Here is a 17,942-nt window from a genome sequence, read left to right on the forward strand (position 1 = left end):
ATTAATCATGTTTTCACCCTCACAAAACTTCTCCAGCCGTCAATCTGGATATGCGGATTTTCCGCTTGGACTTCTTTTACGTGCTGACTAATAGCAGCTGAAAGGTCCATAAACTCGCATGTCATCTCAAGATCGGTTAGGTCTAGCTGACGATCTTTGGCTTTATCTGCCGCGCTATACAGAAACATACTAACGATAAATTTACGCTCACCTTCTGGCGGATTACGTACATCCCAGTCACCGTACCAGCTACTACGTTGGTACATCTGGGCGGCAGTGTGGCCGTCAAGCGGAGACTGCCAATAGCCATACAGCTCCGTGCCAAGCTCTTGTTGGATTTTCAGCTCGTGCAATCTCTTTCGCTCGATGGCCTGCAATTCATTGTTGCGCTTGACAATCTTGCGCTTCTTGCGTTTTGCGTTAATGTATGTCATTTAAAGCTCCAAATTATTCAAAAAGGGAGGTCGTTATCGGTTATCACCGGTGGCGTAACTGCTTGCACTTGTTGTATCAGCATGCCTGGCACACTGTCGAAAAACTTGGCTTTGTCTTTAATTTGCCAATATCTGCCGCCAGACTCTTTTGCGCATAAAATCTTGCGCGGCATCTTGTGTGATGTTTGGTTAAGCGCGACAATCACATCATCAACGCTAAAGGGCACGCTACCGCCAATCGTGCTATCCCACCACTCACATGCTTTCTGCAGGGCGAACCCTGAGTGCTCAAAGCATTTCCATTCGCTCACTGGGTAGAGCTCGCCAATGTCATAATCAATTCGCAATGTTGGTGGTTTATCGCCTTTTTGATGCTTGTGATAGCTTACATCTAGCACGTCCATCCATTGCTCAACTGGTGGCTCATATCCTGCCAGTGGGGCATTATCGCCAGCAACAGTGCCATGAGTGCGCGGTGCGCGAGCAGGGAATATCCAGCCACATTCTGCACATTCGGTGGCGTGCACCTTGTTGGCATTACCACATTCGTCACAGTACTTCACCGGTGCGCTGGTGCTACTGCTTGAGCGTGATTTATTGCGACCCTTAATGCGATTGACTGCGCCCAATACTTCGGTAGTGTCAGTGTAGTCCAACCATAGACAATCCTTTTTACCGTCTGCGATGCGCATGCCACGTCCTGCAATTTGAACATACAGCACGGGCGAGCGAGTGGGACGAAGCAGCACAATACAGTCAGTCTCAGGAGCGTCAAACCCCGTGGTCAGTGTGCCAATGGACACCAAAGCATTGATGGCATCAGGATCACCCTTGGGTAGCTTGTAACAGCTTAGAGTCTTATCACGTTCACCCTTTGGTGTATCAGCAGTAATGATGGCGGGATTTAGACCCATAAAGCTTTGTAATGCTTCTAAGACTTTGTAGGCGTGCTCTTTATTCACACAATAAAATAAAAACTTATTGCGCGTGGTAAATCCACTGATATAAAAATCGTCCATCACAGCCTTAATCAGGTCGTCATTGATGGCAACATGGGCTAGGTCTTTGACAACAAAGTCGCCGCCGGACATCTTGACGTTCGATACATCCATCTTTGGCTTATCGCCCTTATCCACGACAAGCGGGGCAAGATAGCCTTGCTCTAACAGCTCATCCATCGTGATACGACAAGCCGTCCCTGCAAATAAAGGGTCTTCGCCTTGCCATAGCCAAATGCCATCGCCCCGATAAGGCGTGCCTGTAAAGCCAATCACGCATAATGACGGATTGCCAAAGCGTTTGATGTCATTAATCAGCGTGCGGTACATACCTGTATCTTTGCTATTGACATTGTGGCATTCGTCAATGAGCATGATGTCCACTTTGCCAAGTTTATCGGCGTGATTGGCGATAGAGCCGATGGTGGCAAAGATGATTTGGCTCTCCAAATCCTTCGCCCCCAAAGACGCACTGCATACGCCAGCAGGGGCGTCCGCCCATACCGCCAAAAGTTTATCCAAATTTTGGCGACACAATTCACGGCTTGCCACACACATGACAATGCGGGCGGTGGGTTGCATGGCAATCACACGTCGGCACAGCTCGGCGATGATGACCGACTTGCCAGCCCCCACCGTTGCTTCTACGATGGGGTTGCCTGTGGGGTGTCGCCCCAGCCAATCAAATAGGTCGTTAATACACTTTTCTTGATAGGGTCGAAGTTTCATAGCTTATCCGATTCTGATGTGTTTGCCTTTTTCTACACGCACGCCATCGATGATTTCGCCTGCTTTGATGGCTTGTTCTAGGGCGGTTTTGTTGGCTTCTACTTTGATGTTTTGAAATTGGCTGGGTAATGACGCCACATCATCAACCAGCACGCTTGCCTTGCCGTTCGTTTGCACACGAATGGGCATGATGGGGTCGGCAATTTTATCTATATTGTGATTGAGCATGGCGCTAAGCATGTTTGCTTTGATGAGGTCGGTGCGTTTTTGCAGAGATTGTTTTTTGGCGGTTAGGCGTTTGATTTCGCCATCCAGCCCATCAATGTCCACTTGGGCATTTTTGATGAATTTACCGCAGTTGATGAGCTTGTTTTCCAAATCATCTTGCAAGTCTAGGCATTCATCGATGAATTCTTGGCTTGGCGTTTCGCCGTTATCGAGCATCTCGCCCAGCTCAATCATACGCACGGCAAGTGTGGTGTCTATTTCATACAAATTCATCATATGCTCCTTATTCGTATTTGGCGATTTGTTTGAGTTTGGCATTTTCTACCTGCAAGGCAGCGATGGTGGAAAACAGCTCTTCGACTTGTGATTCTAAGGCTCGCTTTTCGTCTCGGAGCGTCTGCATCATGCGGTCAAAGGCAGCACGATCGCCCAGAGCTTCTGACAGCTGGTGGGCAAGTTTGGCGTATTGTTCGGTGGTGTACATTAAGGTTCTCCTTGGGTGTGTTGGTGTGCCCAGTCGGGCGATTGGTAGCCTGTGCCGTCTTCGGCACAGCCTTTGACGGCAAAAAAGATAAAAACAAAGGTCAAAATCCAGACCATCACGGCAATCATGGCGGTGCATAAGGAAGTGTCATTGTTCATCGTTTATCCTTAAAATGGCAAATATATATACAAAGTAAGTACAAATAGGATGCAAAAAAGCCCCTATCCGTGCCATAGGGCAAGGATAAATCGGATAGGGGAGTTTAGATTAGGTTAAATCAGCCAGACTGTCGGCAAAGAACGCAGGCAGCGTCTTTTGTTTTTGGCTGTGGTGGTATTCGCAGGACTGTGCGATGTCGGCTAACAGCTTGGCTGTGATGTCCTTGTCATCGCATTTTAGGACTTGGCGAATGAATGTCTGTTCGGCAAGATGTACCGCCGCTGTGTACTGCTCGCAGGCGGTAAATATCTCGCTAAGCTCACGCCCCAAGATGGGCAGATGCTCGGTAGTAAATGGCTGTCCTGATGGCACGCCTGACACACGACGCAGACGATGCCATATGGCATGAGAAGCCGACTCGGATTTAAAAAACTTCATCTTGCACAGATGTACCAAATGAGCCAAGGCGACTTGCTGTTTGTTCGTCAGGGCGTTGGTGGGCTTTTGGCGATATGAGCCTGTTTTGCGGATTGTGGGCAGGACTTCATCAAAGACCCAGTTTTGGAATTTGACCGCTTCGGCTTTGTTAGAACGGAAAATCACACGGTATAGGTTGGGTTCGGAGATGAAAGTGATTTGTTGAACTCCGCCTTTGGTAGGGGTGGAAAGTTTTGCTACCCCTTTTGGGTCAAGATTGAAAGTGCTTACGGGGCGATTTTGCAAAGCCAAAATAGCTGACACATCAGCAAGGCAAAAATAGGGCTCATCACCTTTTAGAGCGGTGCGGACTTGATAAGATTTGTCAAAATTGAAAATTTGAATGTTTGACATAGTCATTTTCCTAACGATAAGAGTTTAAAAATCCTACCACAGAAAAACGCCAAGTTTAGGGTGGTAGGGGTTACAGGATTGGCGTACTGTTCGTTAGGTAACAGCGTATCTTGCGATACTCCCATAACCCCTACCATAATGGGGGTGTACATTTTGCGTACACCCTTTTAGGAAAGGGTTATAATTTTATTATACCCCTTTATTTGGGGTAATTAGTGCAATAAAAAAACCGCCTTTGGGGCGGCTGCATTGCAACCTAACGAAATTCAGAACGCCAATTCTGACATCGGATTTTGCCGATGTGGGTATATCATACCCCACTAATTGCCCCTTGTCAATCCCCCAATAAAAAATCCACGCGGTGAAGTGGCGTGGACTTTTTTTTGATTTTTTTTACGGATTGGGTGGGGGATTTTTAGGCTGTTGTCTTAGCACATAGACAATTAAAATACCAATAATCGCTGTAATAGCAACACCAGCAACCCAACCATTATCATAATACAATGCCAATCCTGCAATCGCAAGCAGACCCATACCAAGTGCCAAACCAAACCACTGTCCACGCCCCATCAAAGACAGGTTCGTTTTATCCATTTCTATCAAGGCGGTATTGACACGCTGTGCTTCGGCTATTTGGCTGTCTTGTATCTTATGGCGTTGCTCTTGTTCGGCTTTTGCCATTTGCATAACTTGCTCAACATATTTTGGGTCAATTTTGTTGAGTTCGTGTAAAAATTCCGCAGGCGGATAAGGCGAATACTCCTCCACCTGCTCAAACTGTGCTTGTAGTCCACGCTCATCTTGGGTGGCACTTACTCGTGTGCCTTTACGCTGTTTTTGGTTCATAGCGTACCATTCCAAGTGAACTGCCAACCTTTTTGCTGGCATTAGACATATCCACACCGACTGCTTGCCAATCTTGTGCAATACCGCTTGGCTGCACTTCTACATTGGTTGGGCGAATGTAGCGTGGTTCTGCTGATACTGTACTTGGTAATAACATCATTGCTGACATCACGCCCTCCAAAAATGGAGACAGTTTATTCATAATTACGCCTTTAATTAACTTCATAAGTTGTTTACTTAAGTAAACCTTTTGTTTATTATAACCGCAACTATGAGCAAATACAACCTTTGGTGTTATTTTGCTTGCTTGGGTGAAGTATCAAGTTCATTGGACTAGGGCATAAACCCCAATCCACTAACCCTTTTTAAGTTTTTAAAGAGTTGCCCTGTAGGTCGTCCCTATGGGGCTTTTTGGTGTTTAGCCCTGTCTTGCCCACGGATTGCCCTGTGCTTGTGGCTGTGGGGCAGGTTGTGGGGCTTGGGGTTGTGCATAGCCTTGTGGAGCTACTTGGGCAGGCGTGCCAAATTGTGGGGCGGACTGCAAGGGGCTGTTTAAGGGGAAAAACTTCTTAACCGAGTTGCGTGGCTCATATTGTCCGCTTTTGTCGGTTTCAATGGCGACACGAATGCCGATAGGCTTGCCGTGCAACTGCTCGCTGTCTTGTAGGCTTAAAATCCCACACGCCCCAGCCAGCTGTGCCATCTGCTCTCGTCCGATGGTTTGGGCGGTGGCATTGGCATTGGTCAGTGTGATGTTTTGGAAAATTAAGCGACCAGCGAAATCGCCTTCAAGCACTTTGAGTGATAGGCTAAGGTAAGAGCCACGACCGTCTTTGGTTTGTTTAATTTCTGAGCGGTTTACTTCAGCAGTGTAGTTGCCTGCTGGAATTGGTGCGAAGTTGTCGCTCTGTGCTTCTTTTACTTCGTCTTGGGTGAAGCTTAGGTTTAATAGTGCCATGGGTTTCTCCTGTTTGGCGGTTGTGTTGTGTTCGTTGTGTTCGTCAGCCTAGAATCTTTTGCTGAATGTGGGCAAGGTTGGCCACTTCTCGCTCAGCTAATCGCCCTGAGCGGTCTTTGGCGTGGTACTTGATGTCTGGTACCGTCTGCAAGTAGCGAATGCTGTTACCTTCGGTGTCCTTTTCTACACGCAAAAAGAACACTTCATCAAAGAAGTAGGGAAGGGCTTGACCGAGCTTCTTGCCAGGTAGGGCAGGTTGATAACGTACCACGCCAGTATCATCTTGATAGGATTCAAGCTTGGCGGTAAAGTACACGTTGCGAGGCAGGTCGCGAAATGCCCGAATCATGTCCTCAACCTTTTCTTGCATCTCACCATAGGCTTGGCGTGGGTCTTTGACTGCTTTCTTGGCGGCAGATAGGATAACTTCGCCCATCTCACTCACGCTATCCAAGCAAATCCATTCGTATGACTGTCCCTGTTCAGTGGTAGTGAGCCATTGATAGGCTCTCATTAGGTCGTCAATTGACTTGATTTCAATCACGGCAATATCGGCGCCTGCAATAGATAAAAGCCCCGCCTCTGCTGATAGGATGATGGTGCGAGTATGATCGGGCGTGGTGGCGCATAGGCACGTCTTACCAGCGCCTGCCTGTCCATATACCAGCACCTTGATCCCTCTTGCGTTGGCTAGGGCTGACACGGTGGTGAGATTGATACTATTAATTGGTGCGCTCATTAATAATCCTCTTGTTGGTTGGCTTTTAGCCATTCTTTGTGCGCGTTGATGAATTCTTGATAGCCTTGCTCTTGTCTGTCATAGGCTTGAATGGTTAGGGTTGTACAGCCCTTGAGCAAGGCGAACCCAAACACAACAATGACTGCTGCCAGTAGTGCTTGTTTCATGGTTAGTCTCCTAAAGTTAATCCGTGATTGGCAACTTGTAAGTATGACTTACCAGTTGCCAATAGCCGATCAACTGTTTCCAAAATGGAACAGGTTCACCCCGTTATCTGCCACGGTGGTGTGGGCTTTGTTTAGCTGATTTTAGTTTTTGACAATCTAATTAGTTTTTGAAAATCTAATCCAATCTAAACTCTACATTGTTCCCTTGTAGTAGGGCTTCCTGATTTTTAGATAGTGTTCAAGGCATCGTCTACGTTGATGATGTTATTAAACCATAGGTTTCATAAAATGTAAACCATTAATTTAAACTTTAGGTTTAAAAAGTTTACAAACCAATGATTTTTCACAAAATTTGGGCGAAAAAAAACCACCCCAAAGGGTGGTCTAGATTAAAATTCTAGTTTAACAAGCCATTTCTAAGGTTGTAGTTAGGCACTTATCAAGTGTTGGTTCCACATGAATATGAATATCATAGTCCTGCTTGCGCAGCACTTCAAGTCTGTGTAGACATTTATCCAGTCTTTCGTCCCTTTGGGCTTGTTCAGCTTGACTTTCCAAAGGTGGATGATAAATGCTAATGCCTGCTTTTATGGTTCTGCCCAAGATCTCGCAGCAGTTTGCAAGGTTGGTAACGCCAACATGCTCAACATTATGGGTGAAATATACATCATCTAAATAGTCGGCCGATACAACCGTGCCATAAAAAGACTTTTCAAAATATTTATGCACCAAAGGCAGATCCAGGCTCATCTGATTGGCTCCTTGCCCAACCAGAATAGGAGTGTCTCTCAAATAGTTATCATAGACATCTGGTAGTTGACCTTTGATGTAACTAGTTACTCTCTTTCTTAAATCTTTGGTATTGATGTTTTGCCGTTTTTTGTCTACTGTTTCAGCAGGTGACTCTAGCAAAGAAATCATGGAGCGGTATAGGTCTGACAGTATCTCATCAATGCTATCACCCTGTGCTGTTTGGCGTGGACCATAACTAATGTGAGATGATGGGCTGACATTATAATGATTTTCGGCCAAGGTCTCTGCAACAACCGTAAGTAAGAACTTAATGTTTGCCACACCAAGGGTGCCAAAAAGACGCTCAAAAACAGAGGTGCTTTCAAGTAATTTGGCGTGACATTTTTTATCTTTGTCAATAAATACGACGCCTACATTGAACAACTCGCCTGTGGTTTTATCAGGACTAAAACGCACACAAAACCACTCACCTGTTACGGTGGCGGTTTGCTCTTGGGTTAGTAGGTGTTGCCAGTTATTCATGTTAATAGATGTAGTCTTTGAGCGTGGTAATGTTCGCTATCACCTGTTCTTTTGCAAAGAAAATCGGTAAAATTATTATAGTCCATTTCCTGCCCTTGATAAAGAGACTTTATCCAAAAATTTATCTCTTCTAGGCATGAATTGACCGCATTGGCATGGTTGGCACAGACGTGTAAGATGTTACTAGAAATGGTTTTCCAAGACTTTTGCATAGATGATTCGCTAAATGTCCAAAGTTTGTTGGAATAAACTTTACTAGAATCTAGGTTGGTTGGCTGCCAAGGAGTGCCGTCTTCGGTCGCCAATCTGCCATTATCAATAACGTGATAAGTTTGTCTGCCTGTTCTTAGTATATTGTTTAGGTGGCGGTCGGTATGAGCTATCGTATTATCCATTGCCAAAGTGTCGGGCAGATACTTCCATTTTGACATCTCATTGATCAAAGAAGGTGTCCAGCCATGAAAATCAAAGGCGGTTTGACTCTTATCAATCTTGGCAGTGCAAAAAACAGGATAGTATTGCTCTTTTTTTAACAGTAAAACCAACTCATTAGGCAACTGGTTGTCAACATTATTGTTGAGAATATGATTGATGTCCATTAGGGTAATATAGGCATGGGTTGGCTGTGGTACGCCCAAAGCATTGGCGACAAGGTAGCCAACAATCTCATTAAATAAGGAGCGGTCATCGGTGGTAAATGGGTATATTTTGCAATAAACATCTTGCAAAACTTGCTTTTTGCCATTGTTAATTTGCATGCTAGCAACAAAAACAGGGTTTATGTTGCCATGAGATACCCATCCTTTAAAAGTGCGAAAAGAGTTGGGTTGCAACAGTTTTATGACTTTATTCATTTGGCGACTCCACCAAATGAGCTACGCTCAATTTTTTCCCCGATGCACTTTTTACGGTGTCTAAGGTGGCATTCAATAACCCAACTAATTGAGGTGTTAATTCTCCATTTCTTTCCATTTCTTTTAAAGTCTCTACTAATTCTACTGTACTAGTACTTGGCTCATAGTCTGCAAGAGCCCCCTTATAGGCGACCTGAGTGCCAATCATCTCTCCCTCACCAGTGGCGAGCCAGCCATAATTGACGCCTAGGAACCTTGCTAAATCTTGCAAAGTCTCTTTACCGATTTGACCCTTCTTCCATTTCGTGGCCGCTTGAGCTGACAAGTTGATGCTTGTCGCAGCTTTCGACCAAGAAACACCTTTATGATCAAGGGCGGCTTGTATTCTTTCTGGAATGGTGGTCATGGTATCACCTATGTATCTTTCTTTTAACCTATGGTTACATGATACGCCTTTTCGGTATAAAAATAAAGCAACCAAAAGTTTAAAATTTTATTGCTTATTTTAGCAACTTATGGTTTAATAAGGTTTATTTTTTTGGCAAATAGGTTTAAAATATGACACATGAAAGAACACCAGTTGATAAGGTCGTTGAGTTTTTTGGCAGAGCCAAAGTTGCTGAGATTACAGGTGTTAGTCGTGTAGCAGTCGGCAAATGGGAGCGCAATGGGCATTTCCCTCATACCGACTACTCAGGAAAGACCAATCACGCTCACAAGCTAGCACAAGCTAGCAACGGACATTTCAGCATTGATGACTTATTGCCGCAGGTATCACAATGACCCTGCTAACCCACCTTGGCGACTCATTCACGTTTCAGACGTTCGATGACAACGCCGACCGTAAAGACTCCAAGCTTGCCCATGTCTATCATGGCACGCTAGATATGCACGCCAATACTTTACACGCTCTAAATGCGCAAGGCGCAGGCGTGTATGTAACGGTCAATGCCACAGATGGCAAAGGTCGCACAGCAAAAAACATCACCGCCGTGCGTGCCTTGTTTGTCGATTTTGACAGCGTGGACGAGAGCCGTCCTGCACGCTTGCAAAATCTACCTGTACCACCCACCGTGATTGTAGAGAGTAGTCAAGGAAAACATCACGCCTATTGGGTTGTTGATGGAGTAGCACTTGACGAGTTCAGAACCTACCAAAAACGATTGATCAGCTACTTTGACAATTTGGGCGAATCGCCAGATAAAGCGGTGCATGACTTACCTCGTGTCATGCGACTAGACGGCTTCATCCATGCCAAGGTTAAAGATGGCGTGGCAAGCGCACCATTTAAGAGCCGTGTAATTTTTGAGGGGACAAAAGTTGCCTTGGTGAATATGATGACATGGCTTGACAGTATGGGGGACGCAGAACAAGCCCCGCTATTGACTGCCCCAGCGGTATCAAAAAGCTCAACAGCTCACGCGATTGATAATAGCGCCTCTGCCTACGTTCGACAAAAGGCGCAAGGCGCATGGCAATACGTGTTATCACGCTTGGGCTATCACGTTTCGGGCAATCACGAGCCTTGCCCACACTGTGGCGGTAAAGACCGTTTCCGTTTTGACAATCACAACCTGGTCGCAGGCGATGGTGGTTGGGTATGCAGTCAAGGCAATGGCGCAACGGTGGGCGGTGATGGCTTATCATTCCTGATCGACCATGTGGGCATGAGCGCATCAGAAGCAGTGCAAAAAGTGGCGGACGTGCTTAATATCGACCTACCTAACAATGAACTGGTGGCGAGTGGCGACATTAGCGGATTTATCCAGAAGATAGAAAAACAAAACGCCCCGATGGCGGTCGGAGCGTTTGAGCGTTCAAATGACATTAAACTTGCTAAACTTGCCAAACATAATAACACAACAGACGTACCAGCGCAACTGCTATCGTTTCCTGTGCCTGTGCTCAATGATATTTTAACTTGGTTCGAGGGCTTTAGCCGTCAGCCACAGCGTCAAATCAGCGTGCAGGGCGTGATAGCCTTGGCAAGCGTACTGTGCGGTCGCATTTATCAATCCACCGAGTCAAACACATCAAGCCTATATCTTATGGTGCTTGGTGAGACTGGTGTCGGCAAAAACTACGTCAAAACCGCCATTCAAGCATTCTTAACCCAAAGCGACCTTTTGCCCCTACTGTCTGGTAGCGGTAACACGTCAAGCGGTGCGGTGTATTCAGCACTCATGGAATCGCCTTGTCACATCCAAATCATGGACGAAATTGGCAAACAGTTACAGACTGCCAGAAAACAGCAAAACGGACAAATGGCGGAGAGCTTCACCACCTTGGTTGAGGCATACTCTGCGACTACGTCCCTTATGCTACCCAAAAACTACTCAAACATGGGCAGACGTAAGCACGACCAGATTAGCAAACAAGAACAGATGGTGCATTGTCCTGCCATTACCTTGCTTGGTCTTGCCACGCCTGCACAGATGTACGACAACCTATCCACGGTGGATGTAGAGGATGGTTTTCTGAATCGTCTGATCTGCGTAGATATCAGCCTGCCTGTTGGCGAGAAAGTGCGCCGTCAAAGCGTGCCATTGTCGAGCCACTTGGTGGAGTGGGCGCGAGATGTGCGCAATCCTGTTGGTGAGTCTCGCACTGATTTGACGGGTAAAGACACTGCACACAATATCGCACCATCTGCTCGCATGGTTGAGTTTGATGACGAGGCGCTTGACCTGTTTGATGATACGGCTGATCTACTTGCCCAAAAAGAACAAGATGGCGAATTTAAACTGCCAGACATGACCCGCCGATGGGTGGAGAACAGTATGAAGCTTGCCACCATGCTAGCCATCTGTGCGGACAATAATAAGCCTGTGATTACCGCCGATCTGGCAGGGTGGGCGTTATCCTACGTCCTGCATTATGGGCAGGACTTTATGGATAAAGTGGCAACCAAGGTCGCTGACAGTGATTTCCATCGCCTGTACCTTAAGATTCTTGAGTTGGTGGAACGCTCTGGTAAGGATGGCATGACTGAGCGCGACTTGGCAACATTTAGCCGTCTATTTGCAGCGAGCACGCCTGTCCAACGTGAGATGGCGCTAAAAGCACTACTTGCTGAAGAGCGTATTGTTGCGGTGGCAATCGACACCCTAAGCGGACGCGGTCGCAAGCGTGCATGTTTTATTTTACCAAAGTACTTCAACGAAAAAACGATGGAGATGATTTAAAATGCGCATTGTTGCAGACAGCGTGTCTGCACTTATAACCCTTATGGGTAAAGGCTTTAAGCCATTGTTGCAGACAAAAGACAGGGGGTATACACACCCCCGAATTGGGGTGGTGGGGGTGGGTATGTCTGCAACAATAGTATAACCCTTTATTTATAAGGCTTATAAGTGCAGACAGGAGTGTCGCATTTAACTGCAACAATACATCATAAAAATTTTTATGATTAGTTTTTTAAAAGGTAAAAAATGAGCAAGTTTAATAACAAGAAAGTGTTTTTTGATGGCATGACTTTTGACAGCAAAAAAGAATGTGAGCGATATAAGACATTGAAGTCATGGCAAGAACAAGGGCTTATCAATGGCCTAACGTGTCAAGAGAGCTTTGTTTTGGTTGATGGAGTTAAGATAGCAGGCGAGAGTCGTAAGCGTCCTAGCGTGCGTTATATCGCTGATTTCGTCTATCTGGACAAGCGCACTGGCGAGCAGGTGGTTGAAGACGTCAAAAGTGTAATCACACGTAAAGATAAAGTGTATCGAATCAAAAAACATCTAATGAAAATCATCCATGATATTGATGTGGTGGAAGTATGAGATTTGAGATACCTGCAATCAAATGGTCAGCACAAAATGAGACATGCTTTGACGGCCATGCCAGAGAGACTCACATCAGCAAGAATACTTTTTGTGAATATGCCATACAGGTCGAAAAGCATTTGTTCTATTGCTACTACGGCAATGGTCGATTCAAACAATTTAGCAGTCTGAGCGATGCAAAAGAATGGGTTGAGACAGTGCATTATCCAAGTCAGGTTCAAAAGTATTTCAAGATAATTGATAGGGCTGGTGATTGAATAATGAGCAACGGACAAAAACACGACCAAGCCAAGCCACGATTTAGCCTTGTCCCACATCAAGCACTTTGGCAAGTGGTGGCGGTCTTAGAATTTGGGGCGAACAAATATGGTGCGGATAATTGGCGTAATGTGCCAAATGCCCGTGAGCGTTATTTTAATGCGTGCCATCGCCATTTGCATGCGTGGTGGGCAGGCGAGCGGGTAGATGGCGAGAGTGGATTGCCACACCTTGCCCACGCTGTTTGTTGTTTGTTGTTTATGATGAGCTTGGGGGATAAATGAAAAACCTTGTCAAAGAATGGGGCATATGGTCAAGGCATAACGGCTATGATAAGCACAACACGCCCCTGCTTGCCTTTATGCGTGCCAATGGTGCAGTAAGCTATGGCAGCTACAATGAGCCGAACATCACAGACGAAGAAGCCTTGGCGGTGGATAGAGCGGTCGGTAAGCTTAGGGCGGAGTATGGCGTGCTGTATTTTGTCCTAGTTTCGCATTATGTTTGGGGCTGGTCATACCGCCAGATATCAAGGCGGTATCTGACCCCGCTTGAATACCCACATCAGGTGAATATGGATGATGCAGACAGCAGAAAGCGGTTTGTACACCCACAAATTGTTAAAAGAATGCTTGAGCAGGCGGAGCGCATAGTTTATAAAAAAATGCAAAAAAACCCTTGATTTTTGTGACAGCAGGGGTTAGAATTATGGCATACTTGAAAAAGCTACAACCTAAACGGTTGTGGCTTTTTTGTTTATCCAGCCCTTGCATATCGCAGGGGCTTTTTAGTGGACATAAAACATGCCAAAGACACCTTGCCGAGCAAGCGGATGTAAGAACCTTGTCAATCGTCAAGATAAGGGCTACTGTGAGACACACGCACGCATGCGCTATGGTTGGGCTAAGACGCAGGCGGTCAAGGGCAATACGACACAGCGTGGTTATGGTAGCGCATGGCGCAAGCTGCGCAGTGCAATCATGGAGCGCGATGGTTATTTGTGCCAAGTCTGTCTACAAGCTGGTAGATTAACGCCAGCGCATGCAGTCGATCACATTATCAACAAGGCAAGCGGTGGCACAGATGACCCAAGCAACCTACAAGCAATCTGTCACGCCTGCCATGCAACAAAAACACAAAATGAGAGCCGAAGGGGTGGGGTGGGTAAAAAGTTTTGAGCCTTTTGTGGAATGACCGCCCCCTGAGTCTTTTTTTTACGACCGCGAAATTAAAAGTTTAGGCAAGGGGGACAAAATGGGCGGAATTGCGACAGTCGCAGGACGTGGGCGAAAACCGAAACCAACCAAATTAAAAGAGCTAAACGGCAACGCTGGCAAGCGCGGATTAAACAAGAACGAGCCGAAATTTAAGCAAGTCACGAATATCGAACCGCCCGAATGGCTAGAACCTTTGGCGGTGGAAATGTGGCAAAGGGTCGTCCCCGAATTGCTTGCCAACGATTTATTAACTTTGGGCGACATGCATAACGTTGAAGCGTTTTGTATGGCTTATGCGATGTGGCGTGAAGCACAAGAGCACATCAAACTACATGGCGTGGTGCTAACCAACCCAGAGAGCGGAGCGGTATTAAAGAACCCTGCTGTTACGGTGGTCAATGAGACAGCGCGCCAGCTTGTACAGTTCGGCTCACTATTGGGGCTTGACCCAAGCAGTCGATCAAGGCTGACGGGTTCAGCTCAAAAAGAAACCATCGCCAACCCATTTGCTGACCTATGAGTTATCCGAACGTAAAACGCGCTGAACAGTATGCCAAAGACGTGATCAGCGGCAAGATTATCGCCAATAAGTGGATAAAATTGGCTTGCGAGCGCCATTTTGCTGATAAAAAGGCGAGTAAAAACAAGGATTATCCATACAAATTCGACCCTGCCAAAGCTGAAAAAGTGGCTAAATTCATCCAGCTTTTGCCGCACACAAAGGGTAAATGGGCGGCAAAAAGTGAGAAAATCACGCTTGAACCGTGGCAGTTGTTCGCCTGTTGCATCCCTTTTGGCTGGATCAAGAAAAAGACAGGTTTTAGGCGATTTACCAAGATTTTAATTTTTGTTTGTCGTAAAAATGGCAAATCAGCCATCGCGGCAGGCATGGCGAATTATATGTTCTGCGCTGATGGCGAGTTTGGTGCCGAAGTGTACAGCGGTGCGACCAGTGAGAAGCAGGCGTGGGAAGTGTTTCGACCCGCTAAAATCATGGTTGAGCGCACGCCACAGCTAAAAGATTACTTTGGTATTGAAGTTAACGCATCAAACATGAACCGCATCGCAGACGGTTCGCGCTTTGAGCCTGTCATCGGTAAGCCTGGCGACGGTTCAAGCCCATCATGCGCCATTGTCGATGAGTATCACGAACACAAAGATGATACGCTATACGACACCATGGAAACAGGTATGGGTGCGCGAGAACAGCCGATCATGCTTGTCATCACTACCGCAGGCAGTAACATCGGTGGTCCGTGCTATCTGATGGTGCGCGACGCTGAGAAGATGCTCGATGGTGTGATGGATATTCCCGACCTTTGGGCAATCCTTTACGGCAAAGATAAAGATGATGACTGGACAAGTGACATCGCCCTTGCCAAGGCGAACCCAAATTATGATATTTCAGTATCTGGTGAGTTCTTGAAGGCGCGCCAACGTGATGCCATGGCATCATCAGCCAAGCAGACGATATTTCGCACCAAGCATCTTAATGAGTGGGTGGGTGCGAAGAATGCTTGGATGAACATGGCGAAATGGGCAGATGCACCACCAAGAAAGTCGCTATCAGAGCTTGAGAATAGAGCGTGTTACATTGGTCTTGACCTTGCCACCAAAATTGACATGGTGGCGCTGGTGCTGCTATTCCCACCACACGGCGATGATGTGCATTATCACGTGCATGGGCGCTATTATCTGCCTGATGTGCGCGTGCTTGAAGATCTGGATGTCAATAGCGAGCGTTACCGCGCTTGGGATAATGATGGCTTAATCACGCTCACGATGGGCGAAGTGATTGATTTTGAAGTCATCAAAGACGATCTTAGGGAGTTTATGGGTCGCTTTGATGTTCAGCAGGTCGCCTATGACCCATGGCAAGCGACACAACTGGCCCAAGAGCTTGAGAAAGAAGGCGTAACCATGGTTGAGCTGCGCCACACGGTGCAGAACATGAGCGAGCCAATGAAAGAGCTTGAAGCCATCGTGCTGCAAAAACGACTTGCCCATGGTGACGACCCTGTCATGACGTGGATGATGAGTAACGTCGTCGCGCAGCTGGACAAGAAAGATAACATCTATCCGAACAAGGAGCGCGCCGAGAATAAGATTGACGGCGTGGTCGCTCTGATCATGGCGATGAGTCGCGCCATATACCACGACCAAGGCGGCAACATTGATGATTATCTGGACAACATGGTGATTGCCTAATTTTACTTTAACCGTCCGAAAGGGCGGTTTTTTTATGGAGTTTTTATGAACTTTTTCGGTTGGCTTGGCTTAATGTTTGGGCGTTCGCGCCTAGAGAAGGGTCAAACGTCCGACCCTTTTATTGGCACAAGTACCGCCAGCGGTAACGCCATCAATGCTGACACCGCCCTGAAACTGTCAGCGGTGTGGGCGTGCGTACGTCTGCGCAGTCAAGTAATTGGTTCGTTGCCCTTGCACTTATACGGCAGCGACAAAAAGACGGCAAACAATCATCCCATCTATCGACTGCTACATGACAGCCCTAATGCTGACATGACAGCGTGCGAGTTCTGGGAAGCGATGGTGGCGAGCCTTGACTTGTGGGGCAATGCTTACGCGCTGATTGTGCGCCACAAGAGCACGCACCACGTCATCGCCTTAGATGTTTTGAACCCTGAGCGCATGAAAGTGGACAGGGGCAAAGATGGGCTAATTACCTATATCCACCAAGAGAATAACAGATACACGCGCTACACCGCTGATGAGATTCTGCATGTCAAGGGCTTTAGCCTTGATGGCTTGGTAGGGCTATCGCCCATCAGTTACCAGTCGTCAGTCATGGGCTTTCAGATCGATGCGAACAATGCCGCCAATCAAGAGTTTAAAAACTCACTCAAGGCCGGCGGATTCCTGAAAGCTGGCGAAAAGACACTAACCGACCAACAGCGTGAGGGTCTAAGACGTAATTTGGCAGAGTTTGGCAAGCCTGAAAACGCTGGCAAGTATATGGTGTTAGAAGCTGGCATGGACGTGGCAGGCGCAGGCGTGCGCATCAATCCACAAGACGCACAGCTGTTAGAGTCGCGATACTTTGGCATTGAAGAGATTTGTCGTGCGTTTGGTGTGCCGCCACAGCTGATCTATCACACTGATAAGGCAAGTTCTTGGGCGAGCAGTCTTGAAAACATGAACCTTGGGTTCTTGATGTATTCACTTCGCCCTGTGCTTGTCAAGATCGAACAAGCTGTCGTTAAAAAGCTACTCATGCCCACAGAGCGACAACAGTACAAGCCACGCTGGAGTGTAGAAGGGCTTTTACGGGCGGACAGCCAAGGGCGATCGCAGTTTTACACATCTGCCTTACAGAATGGCTGGATGACACGTAATGAAGTGCGCGAGCTGGAAGATATGCCGCCGCTTGATGGTGGTGATACGCTGACAGTGCAGACCAATTTAACCCACTTACAAGACTTGGGGAAAACATGAACTTAGAAACTAAATCCATGGCGTTCAAGGCTGACAATCTTGCCGAAGATGGCACGTTCAGTGGTTATTGCAATGTCTTTGATGTCAAAGACAGCTATGACGAGATTGTCAAAAAGGGCGCTTTTATCAACTCATTGAACGAATGGCAAGCCAAGGGCAAGATGCCACCCGTATTGTGGCAACACAGCCGTTCGGATGTCATCGGTGTATGGACCAAGCTTTACGAGGATGAGCACGGTCTATATGGCGAAGGCAGATTACTGATTGATGACGTGGCGAAAGCTCGCGAAGCTTACGCTCTCGTCAAAAATGGTGCGATTGATGGCTTGTCTATCGGCTATCGCACGAACAAGTGGGCGTGGAACGAAGATGAGAGCGCGCTGGAATTGTTGGAATTGGACCTAAAGGAAGTCTCAATCGTGACTTTCCCGGCCAACACCGACAGCACGGTCTCGAACATGAAAGCCGAAGCCATGAAACAAAAAGACGTAAAAAGTGCGTTGAATATCCTTAATAACCTTAAACTGTAAAGG

26 protein-coding genes are annotated in these 17,942 nt (G+C 46.8%); 11 read left to right on the forward strand and 15 right to left on the reverse strand.

Annotated features, from left to right (window positions below; genetic code table 11):
- Positions 1-5: 5 nt before the first annotated feature.
- From DYD54_RS01235 to DYD54_RS01290, 15 genes are all read right to left on the reverse strand, one after another.
- Positions 6-434, reverse strand: a complete 429-nt coding sequence (locus DYD54_RS01235; protein WP_063513421.1) for a hypothetical protein — start codon at positions 432-434, stop codon at positions 6-8.
- A gap of 17 nt (positions 435-451) precedes the next feature.
- Positions 452-2,161, reverse strand: a complete 1,710-nt coding sequence (locus DYD54_RS01240) for a DEAD/DEAH box helicase (protein WP_063513422.1) — start codon at positions 2,159-2,161, stop codon at positions 452-454.
- 3 nt (positions 2,162-2,164) lie between these two features.
- Positions 2,165-2,662, reverse strand: coding sequence for a siphovirus Gp157 family protein (locus tag DYD54_RS01245; protein WP_063513423.1), 498 nt, complete (start codon positions 2,660-2,662; stop codon positions 2,165-2,167).
- A 10-nt stretch (positions 2,663-2,672) separates the two neighbouring features.
- Positions 2,673-2,873 carry a hypothetical protein gene (locus tag DYD54_RS01250; protein WP_063513424.1) on the reverse strand — a complete coding sequence of 67 codons (201 nt, stop codon included), beginning with the start codon at positions 2,871-2,873 and terminating at the stop codon, positions 2,673-2,675.
- The gene (locus DYD54_RS11340; RefSeq protein ID WP_157079168.1) at positions 2,873-3,031 is read right to left on the reverse strand and encodes a hypothetical protein; all 159 of its coding nucleotides are present in this window, start codon (positions 3,029-3,031) and stop codon (positions 2,873-2,875) included. The genes DYD54_RS01250 and DYD54_RS11340 overlap by 1 nt, the downstream gene beginning before the upstream one ends.
- 109 nt (positions 3,032-3,140) lie before the next feature.
- Positions 3,141-3,863, reverse strand: coding sequence for a BRO-N domain-containing protein (locus tag DYD54_RS01255; protein WP_063513425.1), 723 nt, complete (start codon positions 3,861-3,863; stop codon positions 3,141-3,143).
- A gap of 2 nt (positions 3,864-3,865) precedes the next feature.
- Entirely contained in the window at positions 3,866-4,015 is a 150-nt protein-coding gene (locus DYD54_RS11345; RefSeq protein ID WP_157079169.1) for a hypothetical protein, read from the reverse strand.
- 241 nt (positions 4,016-4,256) lie between these two features.
- The gene (locus tag DYD54_RS01260; RefSeq protein ID WP_063513426.1) at positions 4,257-4,709 is read right to left on the reverse strand and encodes a DUF2335 domain-containing protein; all 453 of its coding nucleotides are present in this window, start codon (positions 4,707-4,709) and stop codon (positions 4,257-4,259) included.
- Positions 4,690-4,911 carry a hypothetical protein gene (locus DYD54_RS01265; protein WP_063513427.1) on the reverse strand — a complete coding sequence of 74 codons (222 nt, stop codon included), beginning with the start codon at positions 4,909-4,911 and terminating at the stop codon, positions 4,690-4,692. The genes DYD54_RS01260 and DYD54_RS01265 overlap by 20 nt, the downstream gene beginning before the upstream one ends.
- 216 nt (positions 4,912-5,127) lie before the next feature.
- Positions 5,128-5,667, reverse strand: coding sequence for a DUF669 domain-containing protein (locus DYD54_RS01270; protein WP_063513428.1), 540 nt, complete (start codon positions 5,665-5,667; stop codon positions 5,128-5,130).
- Between the two features lie 43 nt (positions 5,668-5,710).
- Positions 5,711-6,406 (reverse strand): ATP-binding protein, encoded by a 696-nt coding sequence (locus tag DYD54_RS01275; protein ID WP_063513429.1) that lies wholly within the window; start codon positions 6,404-6,406, stop codon positions 5,711-5,713.
- Positions 6,406-6,573: a hypothetical protein gene (locus DYD54_RS11350; protein ID WP_157079170.1), complete on the reverse strand. Its 168-nt coding sequence runs from the start codon at positions 6,571-6,573 to the stop codon at positions 6,406-6,408. The genes DYD54_RS01275 and DYD54_RS11350 overlap by 1 nt, the downstream gene beginning before the upstream one ends.
- A gap of 402 nt (positions 6,574-6,975) precedes the next feature.
- Positions 6,976-7,848, reverse strand: a complete 873-nt coding sequence (locus DYD54_RS01280; protein ID WP_063513430.1) for a DUF3037 domain-containing protein — start codon at positions 7,846-7,848, stop codon at positions 6,976-6,978.
- The gene (locus tag DYD54_RS01285; protein WP_147285060.1) at positions 7,845-8,606 is read right to left on the reverse strand and encodes a hypothetical protein; all 762 of its coding nucleotides are present in this window, start codon (positions 8,604-8,606) and stop codon (positions 7,845-7,847) included. Before DYD54_RS01285 ends, DYD54_RS01280 begins: the two co-directional genes overlap by 4 nt.
- An 88-nt stretch (positions 8,607-8,694) precedes the next feature.
- Entirely contained in the window at positions 8,695-9,108 is a 414-nt protein-coding gene (locus tag DYD54_RS01290) for a helix-turn-helix domain-containing protein (RefSeq protein ID WP_063513432.1), read from the reverse strand.
- Positions 9,109-9,260: 152 nt separating this feature from the next.
- On the opposite strand from DYD54_RS01290, the gene DYD54_RS01295 reads away from it, so the two are divergent.
- From DYD54_RS01295 to DYD54_RS01345, 11 genes are all read left to right on the forward strand, one after another.
- Entirely contained in the window at positions 9,261-9,485 is a 225-nt protein-coding gene (locus DYD54_RS01295; RefSeq protein ID WP_063513433.1) for a helix-turn-helix domain-containing protein, read from the forward strand.
- A complete protein-coding gene (locus tag DYD54_RS01300; protein WP_063513434.1) occupies positions 9,482-11,887 on the forward strand; it encodes a DUF3987 domain-containing protein in 2,406 nt (801 codons plus the stop codon). The genes DYD54_RS01295 and DYD54_RS01300 overlap by 4 nt, the downstream gene beginning before the upstream one ends.
- Before the next feature lie 246 nt (positions 11,888-12,133).
- Entirely contained in the window at positions 12,134-12,478 is a 345-nt protein-coding gene (locus DYD54_RS01305) for a DUF1064 domain-containing protein (RefSeq protein ID WP_063513435.1), read from the forward strand.
- Complete coding sequence (locus tag DYD54_RS01310; RefSeq protein ID WP_063513436.1) at positions 12,475-12,738, forward strand: hypothetical protein; 264 nt, start codon at positions 12,475-12,477, stop codon at positions 12,736-12,738. The genes DYD54_RS01305 and DYD54_RS01310 overlap by 4 nt, the downstream gene beginning before the upstream one ends.
- Before the next feature lie 3 nt (positions 12,739-12,741).
- Positions 12,742-13,023: a dATP/dGTP diphosphohydrolase domain-containing protein gene (locus tag DYD54_RS01315; protein ID WP_063513437.1), complete on the forward strand. Its 282-nt coding sequence runs from the start codon at positions 12,742-12,744 to the stop codon at positions 13,021-13,023.
- On the forward strand, positions 13,020-13,421 hold the full coding sequence (locus tag DYD54_RS01320) for an antiterminator Q family protein (protein WP_063513438.1): 402 nt from the start codon (positions 13,020-13,022) through the stop codon (positions 13,419-13,421). The genes DYD54_RS01315 and DYD54_RS01320 overlap by 4 nt, the downstream gene beginning before the upstream one ends.
- A gap of 121 nt (positions 13,422-13,542) precedes the next feature.
- Complete coding sequence (locus DYD54_RS01325; protein ID WP_063513439.1) at positions 13,543-13,917, forward strand: HNH endonuclease; 375 nt, start codon at positions 13,543-13,545, stop codon at positions 13,915-13,917.
- A 76-nt stretch (positions 13,918-13,993) separates the two neighbouring features.
- Positions 13,994-14,476 (forward strand): phage terminase small subunit P27 family, encoded by a 483-nt coding sequence (locus DYD54_RS01330; RefSeq protein ID WP_063513440.1) that lies wholly within the window; start codon positions 13,994-13,996, stop codon positions 14,474-14,476.
- Positions 14,473-16,164, forward strand: a complete 1,692-nt coding sequence (locus tag DYD54_RS01335) for a terminase large subunit (RefSeq protein ID WP_063513441.1) — start codon at positions 14,473-14,475, stop codon at positions 16,162-16,164. Before DYD54_RS01330 ends, DYD54_RS01335 begins: the two co-directional genes overlap by 4 nt.
- Positions 16,165-16,209: 45 nt before the next feature.
- Positions 16,210-17,409 (forward strand): phage portal protein, encoded by a 1,200-nt coding sequence (locus DYD54_RS01340; RefSeq protein WP_063513442.1) that lies wholly within the window; start codon positions 16,210-16,212, stop codon positions 17,407-17,409.
- Entirely contained in the window at positions 17,406-17,939 is a 534-nt protein-coding gene (locus DYD54_RS01345) for an HK97 family phage prohead protease (RefSeq protein WP_063513443.1), read from the forward strand. Before DYD54_RS01340 ends, DYD54_RS01345 begins: the two co-directional genes overlap by 4 nt.
- Positions 17,940-17,942: the final 3 nt, after the last annotated feature.

This window comes from Moraxella ovis (assembly GCF_900453105.1).
Lineage (GTDB): Bacteria > Pseudomonadota > Gammaproteobacteria > Pseudomonadales > Moraxellaceae > Moraxella > Moraxella ovis.